The 16,376-nt window shown below is 53.9% G+C and carries 23 protein-coding genes; 2 read left to right on the forward strand and 21 right to left on the reverse strand.

Annotated features, from left to right (window positions below; translation table 11 throughout):
• Window positions 1–2: 2 nt before the first annotated feature.
• The 8 genes from FEK66_RS00410 to FEK66_RS00445 all read right to left on the reverse strand — a co-directional run bounded on the left by FEK66_RS00410 (window position 3) and on the right by FEK66_RS00445 (window position 4,886).
• Entirely contained in the window at window positions 3–533 is a 531-nt protein-coding gene (locus FEK66_RS00410; RefSeq protein WP_135495388.1) for a DUF2514 domain-containing protein, read from the reverse strand.
• Entirely contained in the window at window positions 530–919 is a 390-nt protein-coding gene (locus FEK66_RS00415; RefSeq protein ID WP_109536486.1) for a M15 family metallopeptidase, read from the reverse strand. Before FEK66_RS00415 ends, FEK66_RS00410 begins: the two co-directional genes overlap by 4 nt.
• On the reverse strand, window positions 912–1,241 hold the full coding sequence (locus tag FEK66_RS00420) for a phage holin, lambda family (RefSeq protein WP_001514729.1): 330 nt from the start codon (window positions 1,239–1,241) through the stop codon (window positions 912–914). The genes FEK66_RS00415 and FEK66_RS00420 overlap by 8 nt, the downstream gene beginning before the upstream one ends.
• Before the next feature lie 9 nt (window positions 1,242–1,250).
• The gene (locus FEK66_RS00425; protein WP_058651652.1) at window positions 1,251–1,451 is read right to left on the reverse strand and encodes a tail protein X; all 201 of its coding nucleotides are present in this window, start codon (window positions 1,449–1,451) and stop codon (window positions 1,251–1,253) included.
• The gene (locus tag FEK66_RS00430) at window positions 1,451–1,975 is read right to left on the reverse strand and encodes a head completion/stabilization protein (protein ID WP_135495389.1); all 525 of its coding nucleotides are present in this window, start codon (window positions 1,973–1,975) and stop codon (window positions 1,451–1,453) included. The genes FEK66_RS00425 and FEK66_RS00430 overlap by 1 nt, the downstream gene beginning before the upstream one ends.
• 98 nt (window positions 1,976–2,073) lie before the next feature.
• On the reverse strand, window positions 2,074–2,931 hold the full coding sequence (gene gpM, locus FEK66_RS00435) for a phage terminase small subunit (protein ID WP_135495390.1): 858 nt from the start codon (window positions 2,929–2,931) through the stop codon (window positions 2,074–2,076).
• 45 nt (window positions 2,932–2,976) lie between these two features.
• Window positions 2,977–4,026 (reverse strand): phage major capsid protein, P2 family, encoded by a 1,050-nt coding sequence (locus FEK66_RS00440; protein ID WP_109536489.1) that lies wholly within the window; start codon window positions 4,024–4,026, stop codon window positions 2,977–2,979.
• 23 nt (window positions 4,027–4,049) lie between these two features.
• Window positions 4,050–4,886: a GPO family capsid scaffolding protein gene (locus tag FEK66_RS00445; protein ID WP_135495391.1), complete on the reverse strand. Its 837-nt coding sequence runs from the start codon at window positions 4,884–4,886 to the stop codon at window positions 4,050–4,052.
• Window positions 4,887–5,045: 159 nt separating this feature from the next.
• Between FEK66_RS00445 and FEK66_RS00450 the strand changes: the two genes are divergently transcribed.
• On the forward strand, window positions 5,046–6,776 hold the full coding sequence (locus tag FEK66_RS00450; RefSeq protein ID WP_097755674.1) for a terminase family protein: 1,731 nt from the start codon (window positions 5,046–5,048) through the stop codon (window positions 6,774–6,776).
• Window positions 6,776–7,834, forward strand: a complete 1,059-nt coding sequence (locus FEK66_RS00455; RefSeq protein ID WP_078001914.1) for a phage portal protein — start codon at window positions 6,776–6,778, stop codon at window positions 7,832–7,834. Before FEK66_RS00450 ends, FEK66_RS00455 begins: the two co-directional genes overlap by 1 nt.
• 450 nt (window positions 7,835–8,284) lie before the next feature.
• Here FEK66_RS00455 and FEK66_RS00465 read toward each other — a convergent pair whose 3' ends face one another.
• From FEK66_RS00465 to FEK66_RS00515, 13 genes are all read right to left on the reverse strand, one after another.
• The gene (locus FEK66_RS00465) at window positions 8,285–8,668 is read right to left on the reverse strand and encodes a type II toxin-antitoxin system death-on-curing family toxin (protein WP_006117882.1); all 384 of its coding nucleotides are present in this window, start codon (window positions 8,666–8,668) and stop codon (window positions 8,285–8,287) included.
• On the reverse strand, window positions 8,665–8,886 hold the full coding sequence (locus FEK66_RS00470; RefSeq protein ID WP_006117881.1) for a type II toxin-antitoxin system Phd/YefM family antitoxin: 222 nt from the start codon (window positions 8,884–8,886) through the stop codon (window positions 8,665–8,667). Before FEK66_RS00470 ends, FEK66_RS00465 begins: the two co-directional genes overlap by 4 nt.
• Before the next feature lie 33 nt (window positions 8,887–8,919).
• The gene (locus FEK66_RS25580; RefSeq protein WP_167854258.1) at window positions 8,920–9,069 is read right to left on the reverse strand and encodes a hypothetical protein; all 150 of its coding nucleotides are present in this window, start codon (window positions 9,067–9,069) and stop codon (window positions 8,920–8,922) included.
• A 44-nt stretch (window positions 9,070–9,113) separates the two neighbouring features.
• Window positions 9,114–9,623 carry a hypothetical protein gene (locus tag FEK66_RS00475; RefSeq protein WP_135495392.1) on the reverse strand — a complete coding sequence of 170 codons (510 nt, stop codon included), beginning with the start codon at window positions 9,621–9,623 and terminating at the stop codon, window positions 9,114–9,116.
• Window positions 9,590–12,199, reverse strand: coding sequence for a replication endonuclease (locus tag FEK66_RS00480; RefSeq protein WP_135495393.1), 2,610 nt, complete (start codon window positions 12,197–12,199; stop codon window positions 9,590–9,592). The genes FEK66_RS00475 and FEK66_RS00480 overlap by 34 nt, the downstream gene beginning before the upstream one ends.
• Window positions 12,196–13,215, reverse strand: a complete 1,020-nt coding sequence (locus tag FEK66_RS00485) for a DNA cytosine methyltransferase (protein WP_135495394.1) — start codon at window positions 13,213–13,215, stop codon at window positions 12,196–12,198. Before FEK66_RS00485 ends, FEK66_RS00480 begins: the two co-directional genes overlap by 4 nt.
• On the reverse strand, window positions 13,212–14,102 hold the full coding sequence (locus FEK66_RS00490) for a Dam family site-specific DNA-(adenine-N6)-methyltransferase (protein ID WP_135495395.1): 891 nt from the start codon (window positions 14,100–14,102) through the stop codon (window positions 13,212–13,214). Before FEK66_RS00490 ends, FEK66_RS00485 begins: the two co-directional genes overlap by 4 nt.
• A gap of 69 nt (window positions 14,103–14,171) precedes the next feature.
• On the reverse strand, window positions 14,172–14,564 hold the full coding sequence (locus FEK66_RS00495; protein WP_135495396.1) for a hypothetical protein: 393 nt from the start codon (window positions 14,562–14,564) through the stop codon (window positions 14,172–14,174).
• A 333-nt stretch (window positions 14,565–14,897) separates the two neighbouring features.
• Window positions 14,898–15,260, reverse strand: a complete 363-nt coding sequence (locus FEK66_RS00500; RefSeq protein ID WP_135495397.1) for a hypothetical protein — start codon at window positions 15,258–15,260, stop codon at window positions 14,898–14,900.
• Window positions 15,261–15,346: 86 nt separating this feature from the next.
• Complete coding sequence (locus FEK66_RS00505) at window positions 15,347–15,574, reverse strand: phage filamentation protein Fil family protein (RefSeq protein ID WP_124304216.1); 228 nt, start codon at window positions 15,572–15,574, stop codon at window positions 15,347–15,349.
• 12 nt (window positions 15,575–15,586) lie between these two features.
• Window positions 15,587–15,760: a hypothetical protein gene (locus FEK66_RS25585; RefSeq protein WP_167854259.1), complete on the reverse strand. Its 174-nt coding sequence runs from the start codon at window positions 15,758–15,760 to the stop codon at window positions 15,587–15,589.
• Window positions 15,750–16,010: a hypothetical protein gene (locus FEK66_RS00510; protein WP_167854260.1), complete on the reverse strand. Its 261-nt coding sequence runs from the start codon at window positions 16,008–16,010 to the stop codon at window positions 15,750–15,752. Before FEK66_RS00510 ends, FEK66_RS25585 begins: the two co-directional genes overlap by 11 nt.
• 2 nt (window positions 16,011–16,012) lie before the next feature.
• On the reverse strand, window positions 16,013–16,294 hold the full coding sequence (locus FEK66_RS00515; RefSeq protein WP_135495398.1) for a Cox family DNA-binding protein: 282 nt from the start codon (window positions 16,292–16,294) through the stop codon (window positions 16,013–16,015).
• Between the last annotated feature and the right edge of the window lie 82 nt (window positions 16,295–16,376).

The following is a 16,376-nucleotide window of genomic DNA, read 5'->3' on the forward strand; positions in this document are numbered from 1 at the left end:
CGCTACCTCTTAGGCGGAGTCGCTATTGAACCGTATGCGGCTTCACAGGCCAGCCCTCTGGCTCTTGCCTCATCAGCCTCTCTTGCCAGCTCTCCCGCTCGCTCGTCAGCGCGGCGGAACAGGTCGGCGAGCAATACGGCTCCGCTGGTTTCTGTCTCGCCTCTGCCGGTAGTACCGGCACCGCAGGCGCGTTCACGTTCTTCCAGTTGCTTAGCGAGTTTATCGGCCCTGTCGTGCAGCCCACGAGAAGCAGCACGGGCACGATCGGCATCAGCCTGGACGCCAGCAAGCTGCTGGCGGGCTTGTTTTCTGATCTCATCAACTTCCCCCTGTCGGCGTTGTTCTTCTTCCCTGGCCTCTACCTGACGCTTAGCCAGTTCTGTAGCATCGTCAGCATCACGCTGTTTCCATTTCAGCGCCCAGGCCGTATTAGCCTGACGGGTGCCGTGCCATGAACCAGAAAAGAACGCGCCCCCCAGAATTAGCGCAACCAGAAGGACGCGCCAGTGTGACCTGAACCATGCCGGAATCATGCAGGGTAAACCGCATAAGGTAGCTGGAAGTGCGGCCCATCTTTCAGGGTCTTCCAGTCGCCGCCCCATTCAACGGGAATATTCAGCTCTTTGCCTGCCTGTTTGAAGGCGTCGGAAATCTGCTGGTAATATTTCCAGTCCCATGAGCCTGCCGGAGTGGGGTACGCAAACACATCCACCGCATGGCCTGAAATATGCCTGCTGTTCATCGTCTGGCTTTTCCCCTCAGCAACAAGCTGTTTTTGCCGCTCAACAGAGCGCAACCCTTCGGTGATACCAAAATCGACGGCTGAAATCTGAAGGGCACGACGGACGATTTTCACAAGGTCAGCGTTAACACCTTTCAGGTTATTTTCACTTCTCTGACTGAATTTAAATTCACTCATTTCCTTTCGCTCCCCCGATACGGGTTTCAATAAAGCCGGTCACTTTGTTGCGTACCTTGTCAGCCCCCATAAATCCGATTGACGCACCCACGAAGGTGACGGCATTGGATGGCAGGCCCAGATATTCAAGCGATCCGGCAACCGCCAGCGTGACAATCCCGCAGACCAGTGAACCGGTGGCGGTTTTCAGCATTGACTGGCCGTCATACAGACTCATCAGCGCCGATATGCTCAACGCTGCACCTGCCGCGTAGAGCGTCGGCAGATATGTAGCAATCCATTTCATTGTTTGTTCCAGCATCCCCGTAGGTACGTCGCTCATGGCAACCTCTCAATCCCAAAGCTGCACCATCTCCCGCTGCGCTTTGCTCGCGATTTCCGGCAGTTCAATCTCCTGACCGGCATCAAGAAAAACCTGCTGGCTCAGTCCGGGATTGGCAGATAACACTTTTTCGGTCACGCCCTGGGTGGTGCCGTAGTGACGCCAGCAAAGCAAATCCACCGTATCCCCCTGCAATGCCTTCACTTTCATCAGCAAAGCTCCGCATAGAGGCGCGGCGTGTCGCGAATGTCGGCAATACTCCAGCGGGCATCCCGCCAGAGATCATCCCGTTGCAGGTCAAGCGCGGCGGCGTCTTTGTCGCCTTTAGCCGTGGTATCGACATCGCGATAACCTTCAAGTACCAGCGCCCTGGCAATCGAATAAACCGCACGCAGGAAGCGGTAGACCTTCACGTTTTCACCATTGATCATCAGCTTTTCCATCTCACCTGATGGCAGGGCTGAAGGCACATCTTCCAGAGTCTGAAAACCTGCTTTGAGCTGACAGGCGCGCCAGTCCAGCAACTGCGAGGTGACATGGGCGACCGCTTCCGTGGTGACGTGCATCAGCCTGGACGTGGTGATACCACCTGTGATGCGCGCGGCCAGACGGAGATCGGCGAGTTTAATCACCGGCCAGAAGTCCCCGGCACTGACGGTGGTATCACCATCATCAACATCTGGGGTATCGCTGTCGGCAGGCAACACGCGCTTATTAGCCACAAGGCTGCTCATGCACTTATCTCCCATAAATCAGGCGGTGGGCGGGTGGTTAAAAGACCGTAAACGGGCAGATATCCACCCGCGCCGCCTGTCGGACGGGGCCGAAGTCGTTAATTCTTTTTCTGGCTGGCAGGCTTGCGTTTTATCGCTTTGCCTGTTGCCGTCTTAGTCGTGGTTTTACGCGCCGTCGCTTTACCTGCTGCGCTGGCGGTGGTGGTCTTTTCAGGAACAGGCTCTGCAGTACCGTCAGTTTTGTCGGTGCTGGCCGTATCTCCTTCACCCGTGCCGCTATCCGCAGACAGCTTCTTAACTTCACGGGCAAGCGTGGCAATCTCTTTTTTCACCCCGGCGTTGGGGTTGCGCGTAAGCGCCTCACGGAACAGCGCCAGCGCTTCCACTTTGGTCGTGATATCAGTCGCACCGCGGCGGGCAAGTGCACGGGCCTTGCACAACTTGGCGCGCACCACATCCGGCATATCACTGTCGGCGACAATTCCCGCCACTTCGTCAAGCACTGCGATACCGGACGACAAATCAGCGTCGGCATCAGCAGCCGCGAGCGTCAACAGTGGCTTGCTCATTTCTTCGGTCAGGAAGGTCGCTGCCGTGCGGTTGAAGTTATCCGGCAACGTCAGCCCGTGGCGTACTACATAGCGCCCCAGCCTCAACGCAAGCGCATAGTCACGACAGTCAATCGCCCAGACCATCAGCCTGGTAATGACTTCATCCTGCCGCCCGCTGTCGCCGTCGAGCGTGCCTTCAATCCATCCCTCATATTCAGGCAGCATGGATTTTTTCATTTCGGCTTTGGTTTCTTCGGACTGCACGCCGCTGAGGCGGGACAAGTCCATACGCAGGCGATGCAGAATTTGCTCATGCGCGGTGCGCTGGATATCGGATTCTTCATCCGCCTGGCCCCGGCGTTCTGCCATGACCTTCTGAAAATGTCGTTGTGCCGGTGTTAACATCGTCACTTCTCCCCGTCATGGCGGGGCAATGCCCCGCCGCTTCTGTCACTCGCCTGCCGGTTCGGCCTGGGCGAACTGAATGCCGTCAATGAACGCAACATTGCCGTAGTCTTCAATGACGAAGTCATCGTTTGAAGATTGATACGTTGCGACACGGTTGTATTCCGGCTCTTCTTTGATCGTCCGGCGCAGACCGCCACGCTGGTAGTACACCGACAGGTTTTTGAACGGCGTGATCAGCACGCCATTTACCGGGAAGTAAGGCGCGATAAAGGTCGGCATATTGCCTACGCGCTCCTGCGCGACAATCAACTGACCGGCCAGCATTTCGGTATTCGGGTTGGTCTGGCTTAAGGCGTTGATGGCTGAGAAATTGCTGCTCGTCAGCAGGTCGCCCGCCAGAATCACCACGTTATCCGGGTTACGTTTGTGCCATTCATCCATCAGGCTGTTTTTGGCGTCGTACACCGCAGCGCCAATGTTGCCGTAGGTGCCTTTTGCGACAACCTTGTTATCTTCATCGCGCGAGGTGATCGTCACATTGGAAATGACGCGGTGCGGCGCTTCCTGGCGGATCTTTTCCAGCCAGCCAATGCCACAGTCCTGCAACAGCGGGTTAGCGGCACGGTCAGACGGATCGCTGTACTTAACGCCGTTAAAGCCAATCATGATGCGGTCAAGCGACATCTGGCGGGCCATTGCCTTGCTGATCAGCGGCTGGAACTCCGGCATATGCGCCCACGCATCAAGCTGTTCATAACTGATGCCGTAGTCATAGTTGACCTTGCGACACATGTAGTCGAACGGCTCCATTGAATGATTTGAGCCAGGGTTGCGACGACTGGTGACGCTGTTGTTTACGCCAGCCATCGGGCCTTTACTGCCGATCAGGACTTTCTGGCCGATCTGCTGGTTGACGCCAAACACGTTAATTTTGCTCAGGAAGGAATCATTCTCCTGTGCGGCCTGCTCCAGGCGCTGCTGACGCGTCGGGTCTACAGCGAATTTTGCAGCAATAGCGGCGGTGGAAACGCCGTTGAGCTGTGCCTGCCGGGCGATGTACTGATCAAATAGCTGGCGGGTATTGTTATCCATGTTCTCTGCTCTCTTTGTGAATATCAGTAATCAGCCAGTTGCGCGTTAGCGCCACCGCTCGCGGGTTCCCGCTGGCTGAAATTGGCGTCTGTGCTTCCCAGCTTGCTGGTCAGCGCGGCAAGATCGGAGGTCAGCTTCTGGATGGCCTGGCTGTCCTGTTCGCGAGCGCGGCTCAGGTCGTTGAAGCTGTCCAGCAGATCGGCATGGGATTGGGCGACGTTCTCCACGGCGTCACGCACCTGGCTGAACTGCTCACCGTCAGATTTACGGCCTTTGCCGATAATCCCCATGACGCGCCCGAACCACTGTTTACCTTCATCGCTGCGCTGCTCAGCCAGTTCGATAATTTCTGCCTCAATGGCATCGGTGAACAGCGGGGCTTCGCCCTGCTGATTGTTGAATGACATAACCTGCTGACGCTGCTGCGCGGCAAATTTCAGGCGCTCGGTGCCGAGGCTTGCCGGGGTATCGGTCATCGCCAGCCCCATCACATACGCCTTGCCGTTAAGCGCAAACTGCGGGTGCAGTTCAATGCTGGAGTAAATTTTCTTGCCTTCATCCGTCAGCTTCTTCATGCGCTCAGAAGGTTCAATTTCGGCGTAAAGCGCGGTGCGTCCGGCGAGCGGGCCTTCGCTGATATCTTCAGCACTCAGCGCCGTCACATCCCCCATAGCGCCGAAATCACTGCCGGGGAAAGGCGAAAGATAGTGCTCCACGTTGACGCGTGCGCCGTACACGTCCGGGCTGTAGTTTGCTGCTGCATCACGAAGGTGCTCAGGGCGAATCTCACGCCCGTCAACGGTGGCACCGGAGACAGCAACGCGGAATTTCTTACGGGCTGGTTTAGCTGCGCTAGCCATGTCGATAATCCTGTTGAGTGGTTTCTGTACGGCCATGATGGCAGAGCGTAACTTGCTGTCTCAACGAGGTTTTGTTGTCGGAGGAGGGCCAGACCATAAAGGGGGCGATAGCGGGATCGCGCGCGGGGTAATCTTCACTCCATAAACGGTGGAGGGCAGATGATACAGGACGCTTTTGTACGTCAGAGGGCAAAACAACTTTACTGGCAGGGCTACCCGCCAGCGGAGATCGCACGCCTGATGGGGATTAATCAGAACACAATTTACGCCTGGAAGAAACGCGATGAATGGGATGAAACGCCACCCGTCCAGCGCGTCAGCCAGTCTATGGATGCCCGCCTCATCCAGCTTACGGACAAAAAAGACAAGACCGGGGGAGATTTCAAGGAGATTGACCTGCTGACCCGGCAACTGAAAAAGCTGTCTGACGGACAACCGGCAGGGGCTGGCACGGGCAAAAAGCCGCGCAAGCGCAAGCTGAAAAATCACTTCACCGAAGAACAGATCGTCGCGCTGCGGGAGAAAATACTTGATTCGCTTTCGTGGCATCAACGCGGATGGTATGAGCAACGCCACCACCGAAACCGCATGATACTGAAGTCCCGCCAGATTGGCGCAACCTGGTACTTTGCACGCGAGGCGTTGCTTGATGCGCTGCGCGACGATGTGAAATACCCGTACCAGCGCAACCAGATATTTTTGTCTGCATCCCGCCGACAGGCGCACCAGTTCAGGGGATTCATTCAGAAGATGGCGGAAGAGGTGGACGTTGAGCTTAAGGGCGGTGACAAAATCGTACTGAGTAACGGCGCAGAACTGCATTTCCTCGGCACGTCCGCTGCAACGGCGCAGTCATATACGGGCAACCTGAAGTTTGACGAATTCTTCTGGGTCAGCAACTTCACCAACCTGCGAAAGGTTGCGGGGGCGATGGCAACGCTGAAGGGGCTGACACGTACTTACTTTTCCACACCGTCAGGCGAGACCCATGAGGCTTACCCGTTCTGGACGGGCGATCGCTGGAATGAGAAACGCCCGAAGGCACAGCGCAAAGCGTTTGATGTGGGCTGGAAAACGCTGAACAGCGGCCTGCTATGCCCGGATAAAACCTGGCGTCAGATTGTCACCCTGAAGGATGTGATAGACCACGGCTGGGAGTATACCGATCTTGAAGAAATTCAGGATGAAAACAGTGAGGATGAATTCCGCAACCTGTACATGTGCGAGTTCGTGCGCGATGGCGAGTCAGCCTTCAACCTTAACGCCCTGATTGGCTGCGGGGCAGATGGTTACGACGAATGGCCGGACTGGAAACCTTTTGCGTCCAGGCCGATGGGTAACCGCCCGGTGTGGATAGGTTATGACGCCAACGGCAGCAGCGGCAACGGTGACAGCGGCGCGATTTGCGTTGTGGTGCCGCCACTGGTGCCGGGCGGTAAATTCCGCACGGTGGAAACGGAACAGGTGCGCGGCCTTGAATTTGAAGAGCAGGCGAAAGTTATCGAAAACTTCACCTTCAAATACAACGTGCAGCATGTCGGCATCGACGTGACGGGCGGTAACGGTGAGGCCGTTTACCAGATAGTGAAGAAGTTCTTCCCGATGGCAATGCCCTACACCATGTCAATGACGTCAAAGCGCGCCCTGGTGCTGAAAATGCTACAGCTGATCCGCGCCGGTCGCTGGGAATATGATCGCAGTGAGCGCGCCCTGATCAACGCCTTTAACTCTGTTCGCAAGGTAAAGACGCCTGGCGGATTCATCACCTATGACACTGACCGCTCGCGCGGCGTCAGCCACGGTGATTTAGCCTGGGCGAATATGCTCGCCATTATTAACGAACCGCTGGGCCAGGAGAGTGGCAGCGGCGGGTTTGCTATGGAGTTCTGATGAAGAAGCGCACCTACAAAAACAAACACACCGCCAGCAGTGGCAGTGCCGGACAGCCTGATATCTCTGACGCGCTCAGAAGCGATCCGGCGCTCAGCGCCTTCACGTTTGACGGGCCATATTCGGTAACAGACGGCTATGATCTGCTGGACAGCATGTGCTGCGTCGATAACGGCCGGTACTACGAGACGCCAATAGACTGGAAGGGGTTAACCCGTGCGTTCGCACAGTCCCCACTGCATCAGTCGGCGCTTTACTTCAAACGCAATGTGCTGACCGGGTGCTATATCCCTCATCCGTTACTCTCGCGGCAGGCCTTCTCTGCGTTTGCGCTGGACTGGTTTGTCTTCGGCAATGCCTATCTTGAGCGTCGGTCTAATCGCCTGGGAGAGCCGCTAAAACTTAAGCATGTTCCGGCGCTGAACACGCGACGGGGAAGCGATCTTGATACCTACTGGTTTATCCGGCAGTGGAAAGATGAATATGAGTTCAAGGCGGGCGAGGTCTGCCACATCATGAACCCGGACATTCATCAGGAAATCTACGGTATGCCGGAATACATGGGGGCGCTTCTGTCCGCCAGCCTGTCACATTCCGCCGATAAATTCCGCAAACTCTATTACGACAACGGCTCCCATGCCGGATGCATTCTCTATGTCGGTTCGGAGAAGGTGGATCAGGAAAGCATAAAGGTGGTGCAAAAAACGCTGTCACAGGCCAGAGGGAAAGGCTCCTTCAAAAACGTGCTGATCCACGCGCCGGGTGGCGGCAAAGACGGCGTGCAACTGTTGCCGTTCAGCCAGATATCGGCAAAGGATGAGTTTCTTAACATCAAATCAGCAACGCGCAACGATTTGCGCGACGCTCACCGCATCCCGCCGCAACTGATGGGCGCAATGCCGGAAGGCAACGGATCGCTCGGTGATGTTGAGAAGGCTGCGCGTGTCTTCGCCATCAACGAAATGTTGCCCGTGATGGAAGCAATGAAGGGCGTCAATGACTGGCTCGGTCAGGAAGTGATCCGCTTTAATCCCTACGCTCTACTCAAAGACGAGTGACCCGCCCCACCCGCCGCACATCCTGCGGCGGTTCTCCTTCAGTTATTTTCAATTCCCGTATGACCGGCCACCACCTGAGCACCACTCAGCACAACCTTAACCCCCCTCACTCAGAGCGCATTAGCGCCACTCTGGCAGGCGCAATCTGCATTTTACCCCGAACACATCCAGAAGTGAGAAAACGCGCGGAGAAGGCGAAAAAGGCCGGAGAATGGCAATTAAAGGCATCACCTCCCGACCCTCCGTCGCGTGGGCTGTTCCCCCGTCACCTGCGCGCGACATTTGCTTCGTTTTTTGTGCATTTCCCGATCTGGGGGCAGACCGCGCCACCACAGGGCGGAAAGGTCATAAACAGCATCAAAAAAATTGTGCAAATTTGTGCACTATTGTGCGACAGAGAAAGAAGGCCCGGAGGGAAGAAAAGCCGCCTTTAAAAGACAGCTTCTCATGTCAGTGGGGATTGATGGATAGTCGGCGCAAAACAGCAGCAACATCGCCACTGCTTAATGAACCCGTCGCTGCGGATACGGTCAGTTCTTCCAGTTCATTACCTTCATCACGGATATCAATACCATTGCGCTTTAAAAAAGCCATCGCAACGAAAAAGGCGGTTCGCTTATTGCCGTCATTGAAGATATGACCACGCGAAATGGCGACGAGATACATCGCAGCGAGTTCGTGAATATCCTCAACGCCTTCATAGTAAAGCTGGTTCTGAACACGATAAATGATCGCCTCTGCTCTTCCCGGTTCTGGCATCCCCTGAACGCCGGGCAAAGCTGCAAGCAGACGATCATGAAACGCTATCACCTCCTGAGCGCTGATCCATTTCATCTGTCAGCCAGCGCCTTAATGGTACGACCGTGTCGCCCCATAATTTCAGCAAATTCAGCATCCAGTTTTGCTTCCTGCCACGCATTGAAATCATCCCGGCTGATAAGCACAGCGGCAGAGCCATCGCGGCGGGTAATTTCTACAGGCTCGCCAGCCGTAGCCGCCTCCATTACCTCAGCAATATTTTGCCGGGCCTGAGATGTGGTATAGGTTCGCATATAACCTCCTTTGATGTACATATTAAATGTACATCAAAAACGTACAACAAGCAACGCTATCACCTGAGCCAGACCTATTTGCATTAAGCGCCACGTTGTGGCGCTAGCGGACTCTTTGCCGCCCGCGCCCGCAGAATCGTTATAACCTGCGCAACAAGTTGCGAAGGCTATAACGATTGCCATTTGATTCTTTTCCAGTGGTCTTACACACCTGAGATAAACCCATCTCAGAAAACTGGATTAATTTTGCGGTGGTAGAGCACTTCCCACAGAAGCGATATCAACTCTTCCTGCCTGATATCCACGGCTTCACTGGCGTCATATTTAGCCATCAGCTCATTGATTCGCTCAACAGACAATGGCCCTGCGGAATTTACCGCTGATCGGGAAGATGGGAGACAGCTTTCTTCAGGCGGATGCTCTTCACGCCATTTCTTTGCCGCCCTCTCATTCATCAACTGCCATTCGGGATATCGGTTAAATAGCTCACGCTCGGTACTGGTTCGCGCATCATGGCCTTCATCTGCCAGCCGCGCTGGTTCTGGCTCGCAGCTTTCAGACAAAGCAATATCGTCGGGAGCGTCAAACGGTTTTAACCCCTTGCAGGTGCAGCAAATGCGATCATTAAAATAATACTTTTCCTTGTAGTGCAGCTCGTTACCACACTTACGGCATCGCTTAATTTTGTTACTGATGAAATCAATTACTTCCTGCTCTCGCTGTTCTTCGTCAAACATACGCGCTGCCCCTGATTCCTGGTGCCAAACAACCTGTCCCACGCAGCCGGATCAGCTTTTTTCAACATTTCCGCATAGCTGCCAACGGGATCATGCCTGATATCTCTGCTGTCAACATTATGACTTAGCTTCATATGCTGCCACAAATCGGCAGTCTTACGGTCAGCTCCGTTATCTTTTCTGCGCCTCAGCTCTCCGCTGCTGGTTGCGGAGACAATAAAGCCATCAATTCGCAAACGCTCACCGCGTAGCAATAACGTTAACTGACCTGTGCTCAGTTCTATGCCTATAGATTTGGCAAAATCATCCAGTGCCGCAATGCGATCGACTGATACAGGAACTGGCCCGGTAACAGCAGGCATATCCCTTTCCTGCTGCCTCAATTCCTGAGCAACTTTTAGATAGCTCTCGGCCCTGGCCTGCTCAATATCATCACAATCTGATGCCGTAATGGCATTAGCCAGCGCCTCAAACTCATCAGCAGGTGATTTTTGCCGTTCCGGTTTGTAGTTTCTGATGCTTTCGTTGAGCCTTTTTTTCTGCTCGTGGGTCATTTGACCAATTTCATACTGTTCAGGCTCAACTGGTGGCGAATTTTCACCCTCTGAATTTGTATGTTTTTTGACCTCAGTACAGTTATTGACACGAGTCCTAGAGGGCGCGGACGCGCCCCGAAGGTCAAAATCAAAGTCAACGGCCTGCCCGGAGTCGTCTAAAACTTCCGGTTTCTTACGCACAATGCGGTAGGTATGCAGGCGGGTTTCAATTGGTGGGATGTGAACGGCCGGCATCATCAGACCTTTGATAAGATCCAGATACTCGCCGTAATCATTTGGTTCGTCTTTCTGCTGGTACCAAATGCGCAACGGCAGATCACGGCGGGCAACCAACGCCCCGCCTTGCAATTGGGTGTATTGCTGCCAGTCGCCAGCATCCGCAGCACGGTGCAGCTCAGCAAATAGCGGGTTTATCTTGTCGGCCTGTTCCTGATTGCGGAACCGGCGCAGCTCACGCCAGACAGATACCGGCGCGCCGCCCAGAAACTGAAACTGACGGATGCCCCAGCAAGATGCCCAGGCGGTTGCATGTTTTGAAGTTTCTTTCAGCGGCCTGCCGCTCTCGTCGTCGGTTTCACCGTCGAGCGCGTAGCCGTCAATATTCTTACTGATGTACTTCACCACATAGCCGGTGGCGCTGCCGATTTCATGATCGATCGGCTTCATATCAAAACGCGGTTGGTTGCCGTGTTTGCCCTGCAACTCTTCCGCATCCTCGCGGGTTGCGTAGTCTTCCATCACTTCCAGCAGCTCGGCAGAATGTTCCGGCAGGGAGAACAGCAGGCCGTGCCAGTGCGGCGTACCATCGTGATGAGACTCAGCCACCCGCAAACCAAAAACAGGGATTTCACGGCGGGCCAGCTCAGCGCGGATCTGTTGCCATACCCGGTTAAGATAACGCTGCGTGGCTCTTGGGCTGGCACCGTTCCATTTGGCATTACGATGACCGAATACGGTATATGCGTGGTATTTGGATGGCGCTGTCAGGGTAAAAAACTGTCCCGCGTATCCGCTTTCGGTGGCGACTTTCTCAAAACCACCAATGCGGGTCATGAGTTCAACGCGGCGTAATGCTGGATTAGAAATGCTCTTATCGATCTGCTCAATAAGCGAAATACGCTCTTTGGTGTCCTGGTCTTCCAGCTCAAGGCGAGCCATGATCGCGCGGCTGCGTTTGCGCCTGGCATCCCACTCATCAACGTGGTGCTTACTGCAATAAGGCGCAGCGCCCCGCTTCACATCACCAAAGGCGATATGCAGGTGCTCACGCCAGCGCGCCGCGTACTTTTTCAGGTTACGATGCCAATAGCGATCATCCAGCATCTTACTGATGCCAGTAGTAGCCTCATCAATAAACAGCGTTCCCCGGCAATACTTTGCCCAGCTCGGAGGCGTCAGGAAGAAAAGCCGCGCGAGGATAGCCGCTTCGGTGTAAAGGTATCCGGCATATTTGCGATCACTCTGAGTCTCTACCGTTTCGTGAACTTCGCTCAGCACAGACCGCATATAGATAGCAATATCCTGCGCCAGCAGCTCAACATCTTCCGGCGTGAAATCCGGCAGGCGGTTAAAGCGCTCAACCAATCCGTGAAGAGTGTGAAACGTGTGGTAAAGCGGGTTTACCCCTTTGAATGCTGTATCAGCCTGAGATTTAGCCTCATCGGTCACCGCAATAGCGTATTGCTCATTCACCATGTTGATGGGCGGGAGATCCCTGCGAATAATATCGCGTAGCGCCAGACGGGCGATGTGCCTGCCCTTCATGGTGTGAATGCTGTCAATACGGGAAGCCAGACGCAGGCGAATAAAGCGAGGTAGCGGCGCAAGGGTAACTTTCACCCACGCCAAAAACTCCTGTTCTTGACCCAGCTCGACTAGATCAACAACGGGAGTCTTATCAACACAAATGGCAGCTTTCGGCTTCTGCCATTCGTAAGCGTACCGGGTGGCGTCTGGTGCGCTACCCGGATACGGAGGGGGCGGCGTTGGAGCGCCACGCCCACTGGCTGCGGTGGTCATTTCACCGCATCCATGTAAGCACTTATGAAGGTTGCTGCGACTTCCGCGCAGATGGCATTTCCGTAGGCGCGCAACTGGCCCACTCTTCCGGCAACCCCATTAACCAGCGGCTTAAGTCCTGGTTTAACTGGCCTCCACTTTCCATCATGGCAGAAGAGCCAGTCAGCATCTTGCCAGAAGCCGTTAACCTGATGGGGCCAATCATTTTTGATTGCTGGGTCAGACTGCTGCCCGTCATCGCCGGAGTGATCCCCCTCCCGCCCCTGGTTCCGTCCGATGCACTCGGAGTTGTCCAACCGGATAACTGTGCTGTCACATCCAGCCGATCCGTTGACAGCTTCCCGTTGCGAATCCTCCCTCCCTGATACCCCCCTTTCCCATCCGTTGCTGTTGGAGTATTCCACCCCGCTAGGCAGGCAAAATCTTGCAGATTCGACTGCCTGCCCGCCATCATTCTGGCTATAACTTTCAATGGATCCTGATACGCGTTTTTGACGTTGCTCGCGTTCGGAGTGGGCCACCCAGAAGAGGCGCTGTCTTATATGCGGGGCACCGAAGCCCGCAGCGCAAAGATCGAGAGCTGTTGCGGCGTAGCCCGTTCCTTCCAAGTCAGTCTGTACAATGTCGAACCAACCGAGGCCGTCCTTGCTTGCAACCTGCTCACCAAAGACAGTCTCAGGGCGGCACTGCTCAATGAGATAGTGGAAATGGGGCCAAAGGTGCCGCTCGTCAGTAACCCCTGCTCTTTTGCCTGACTGGCTGAAAGGTTGGCACGGGCAAGAGCCTGTCCAGATAGGGCGATCGTCCGCCCATCCAGCCCGGCGCAGGGCGTAAGACCAGACGCCGATCCCTGCAAAGAAATGGCATTGAGTGAATCCGTTAAGGTCATTTGGTGTTACTTCCTCAATAGAACGGGTGTCAACAACGCCCGGCGCTATGTGCCCAGCGTCAATAAGATTGCGCAGCCATTGAGCCGCAAAGGGATCGATCTCGTTGTAATAAGCCGTCACAATCACGCCCCCTCAGCACACTGCCCGCAGCTCTCACAGTTCCCGCAACCACCTGCCGGGCATCCCTCAACGATGCCCAAAGTGCCGATCACCTCTTTGGCCTTCTGGCGGTTGCTGGCGTCAGTGCTAACAGAGCGCTGCACGTCGATTTCATGCAGGCGGAAACGGTGGTAAATCTCGCGGGTGGTTTCGGTGTCACTGTTGGAAATGACAACCGGCGCGCCATATTTGCGGTTCACTTCCAGCAGCTCCGCCGCTAACTGGCGGTGGTGCTTCTCGGTGAATGGCTCGGTGTGGTATTGGGTGAAATTGGCGGTTTCGCTGGCAGGCAGGTACGGGGGATCGCAGTAGATGGCTTCATCCGTTCCAACCATCACTTTGAGGGTGTTTTGAAACGAGCTGCACAGAAAAATAGCTTTGGTGTCGTTGGCCTTCTCAGCAAACTGGCGGATCTCCGCCTCCGGGAAGTAAGGCGCGCTTTTGTGCTGACCAAACGGGACGTTATAACCACCGCTCTGGTTGTAACGCACCACGCCGTTGTAGCCGTGGCGGTTGAGGTACAGAAACAGAGCCGCGCGGGCCACATCAAGCAAGCCTTTTGTACCGTTGAAAATGCGGCGGTTCTGTAAGTATTCCTCTTTGGAATTGCCGGTCGCAAAGAGCGGGCGGGCAAGATCAATCACCAGCTCAGGATTGCTTTTTACCTCACGATAAAGGCGGATCAGATCTGGGTTGATATCCGCAAGAATGTACCGGCGATAATCGGTATTGAGGAACACGGAAGCGCCGCCAACAAAAGGCTCAACGAGGCAACCAGCCTTTGGTAAATGCGGCAGTAATTCAGGCATCACGCGGCTTTTGCCACCGGGCCATTTGAGTAGAGATCGAATCATCTTGCTTTCTCCTGGGTGCAGGAAGCCCGGCGCGGTGATGCGCCTGACTACTGGTTAATCATTCAGTGGTTAATTGACTGCGCCATCCGGCGCGAGTGGTGGTGATTCGCGTAACGCCTGAATTTCAAGGCGTGGCGCAGCGTGATCGGGAAACTCCCACGGCAACGCCGCAGCAAGCTCGGCAAGGCGCTTAATGCCTAACATCAGGCTCACTTTGTCCTGAGAGCTGAACTGTTCAAAAGGCATAGTGAGATGGGAATGAGTCAGCGACGGCAGATCTTTAAACCGCTGCGCAGCTTCGTTTGCCAGCAGGATGATCACCTTTTTCTGAGTCTCGCCCAGGCGATTGAAACGGCTCGCCGTGTCATTGGTGCGGGAAACTGAAATGCTCGACTGCAAACGGGCGCGCTGTTCAAGGAACATCTGACGCCCGGATACTGGTTTCTCTTGTCCGATATTCATAATCCTATCCCCCATCACTGCCACTTATCAGGCGCACCACTCGCAAGTAATGCCTCGGATAAGAGCCGGGTTTTAGCCATGCCCGGCGCATGGTTTTGTGGTAATTTCGTGATGCCGCCTTCCAGCAAGAAGCGAGCGGCACAACTACTACCCACCCAAAAGGAGACACCGTGTCTAACGATAAAAAGCCAGATACACAGGGAGCATTTAACAAGCTGATTTCTACGCTTACTCAAGCCAATGAAATGACCAGGTATCAGACGAATGCCGTTTCATTACTTGCTGTAGCGATGTTTAATGCCTTAACTCCTGAGCAACAGGAAAAAGTCTTGTCTACTCTGGAATCGACGGCTGCTCTTTCAAATTCTCCATCTGCAATTGCAGGTGTTTCATCAGAAATTCACGCTGAACTTGCGCTTCTTCTCCCTGCTTTTGCAAAGCGTCGCAAACTCTCTTAATCAATGATTCGATTTGTGCACCGATCTCAGTAATGGAATCGGTGCTTTCCGTTGTATTTGGGTCGCAAACTTCAATGTGATGTTCTTCGAACCATTTAGTTACCGCACGCCCATCAGCCGCGCGATAATGAATGTAATAATGGTTGCCGCTTGCTATGTATTTAGCGCAAGCCTCAACGGTGCCTTTCTCGCCGCTGGCTTTAATTGATACTTGCTGCCCTAAGTCGAACTTAAACATAATTAACCCCGTTATTTAGGTGAGTGAATGCACATCACTTAATAAAGTGATGACAGGCAGAAAAAGTTTTATCAGTTACTTAATTACTAAAGCAGTTTTCTAAATAATCTTGCTAAGGCACTAAATAAGCCTTTGTTTATCTTCTTCGTATAAACAAAAGGCTTACTCATACCTTTAATAAAGCGCACCTTATTTGGTTCCGGTTTAAAGAAACGCCCGTCCGGGCATTCAATCCAGCCGCGTGTATTGCGGTAATGCGTGACCTGGCAACCGTGCTTTAACAGGCTGGCAAGTGATGGGGCGTTATCGTTCATATTGTGTACCTGCTACAGTTGCCTACGGGCTTTTAGTTCAACTTCTTCACGGCGGGTTTTATATTCAGCAAGTGCCTTAGCTCTTTGCTGCTTTACTTTTCTACTCCGCAGTCGGATTAAAAATTGAATTAAATACAACGCAAGAACAGCAAAGAGAGAAAGCCCGATAACCATTTCAGTTTTCATAACCTTTACCACCATTCAGCCGTTCAATAGTTCGCATTGCTTCAGCTAAGGCAAAATCACGCCCATAATAATTATCAATACCGCCGTTATCATCCCGCTTATTTATCAAATACGAATTGCTTCGATTAAAAGCATTGCGTGATGATTTGCGGATAGTGAAGCCGTTAAAGACATAAACGTTTTTGCTTACCTGAACCAATCCCGGAATGCTTCCGGCATGTGACCCATGCTGTGAATAGCGCTTTTTCATAATCAAAGCCCAATCCACAGTAACCAGGCATCGCGCTGCTCTTTCGGACGATTGAAATAAGCGTCACGCATCGCACGGTTGAATTCAGGGATGTAGATCCAGTTCTCTGAGCGGTTCGTCAGAGACTCAGGATTCTTCATCTGAACCACCGGCAGCTTGCCGTCACGAACCATATCGCCAACCGCATTGGCGGTTTTACCGATCATTTCGGCAAATTTTGGGGCAGGCACCGCATCCACCGGATGGCGTAATTCAATGTAGCCCTCTGGGTATTTCTCTTTCATGTGTAATAATCCCCTTTGTTGTTCAGCCGCTTCTAGCTGGCTGTAGCTGCTTCTGGCGGATGTTTTAATGAGTCAGATATGA

It is taken from the genome of Escherichia sp. E1130, assembly GCF_005781065.1.
GTDB lineage: Bacteria > Pseudomonadota > Gammaproteobacteria > Enterobacterales > Enterobacteriaceae > Escherichia.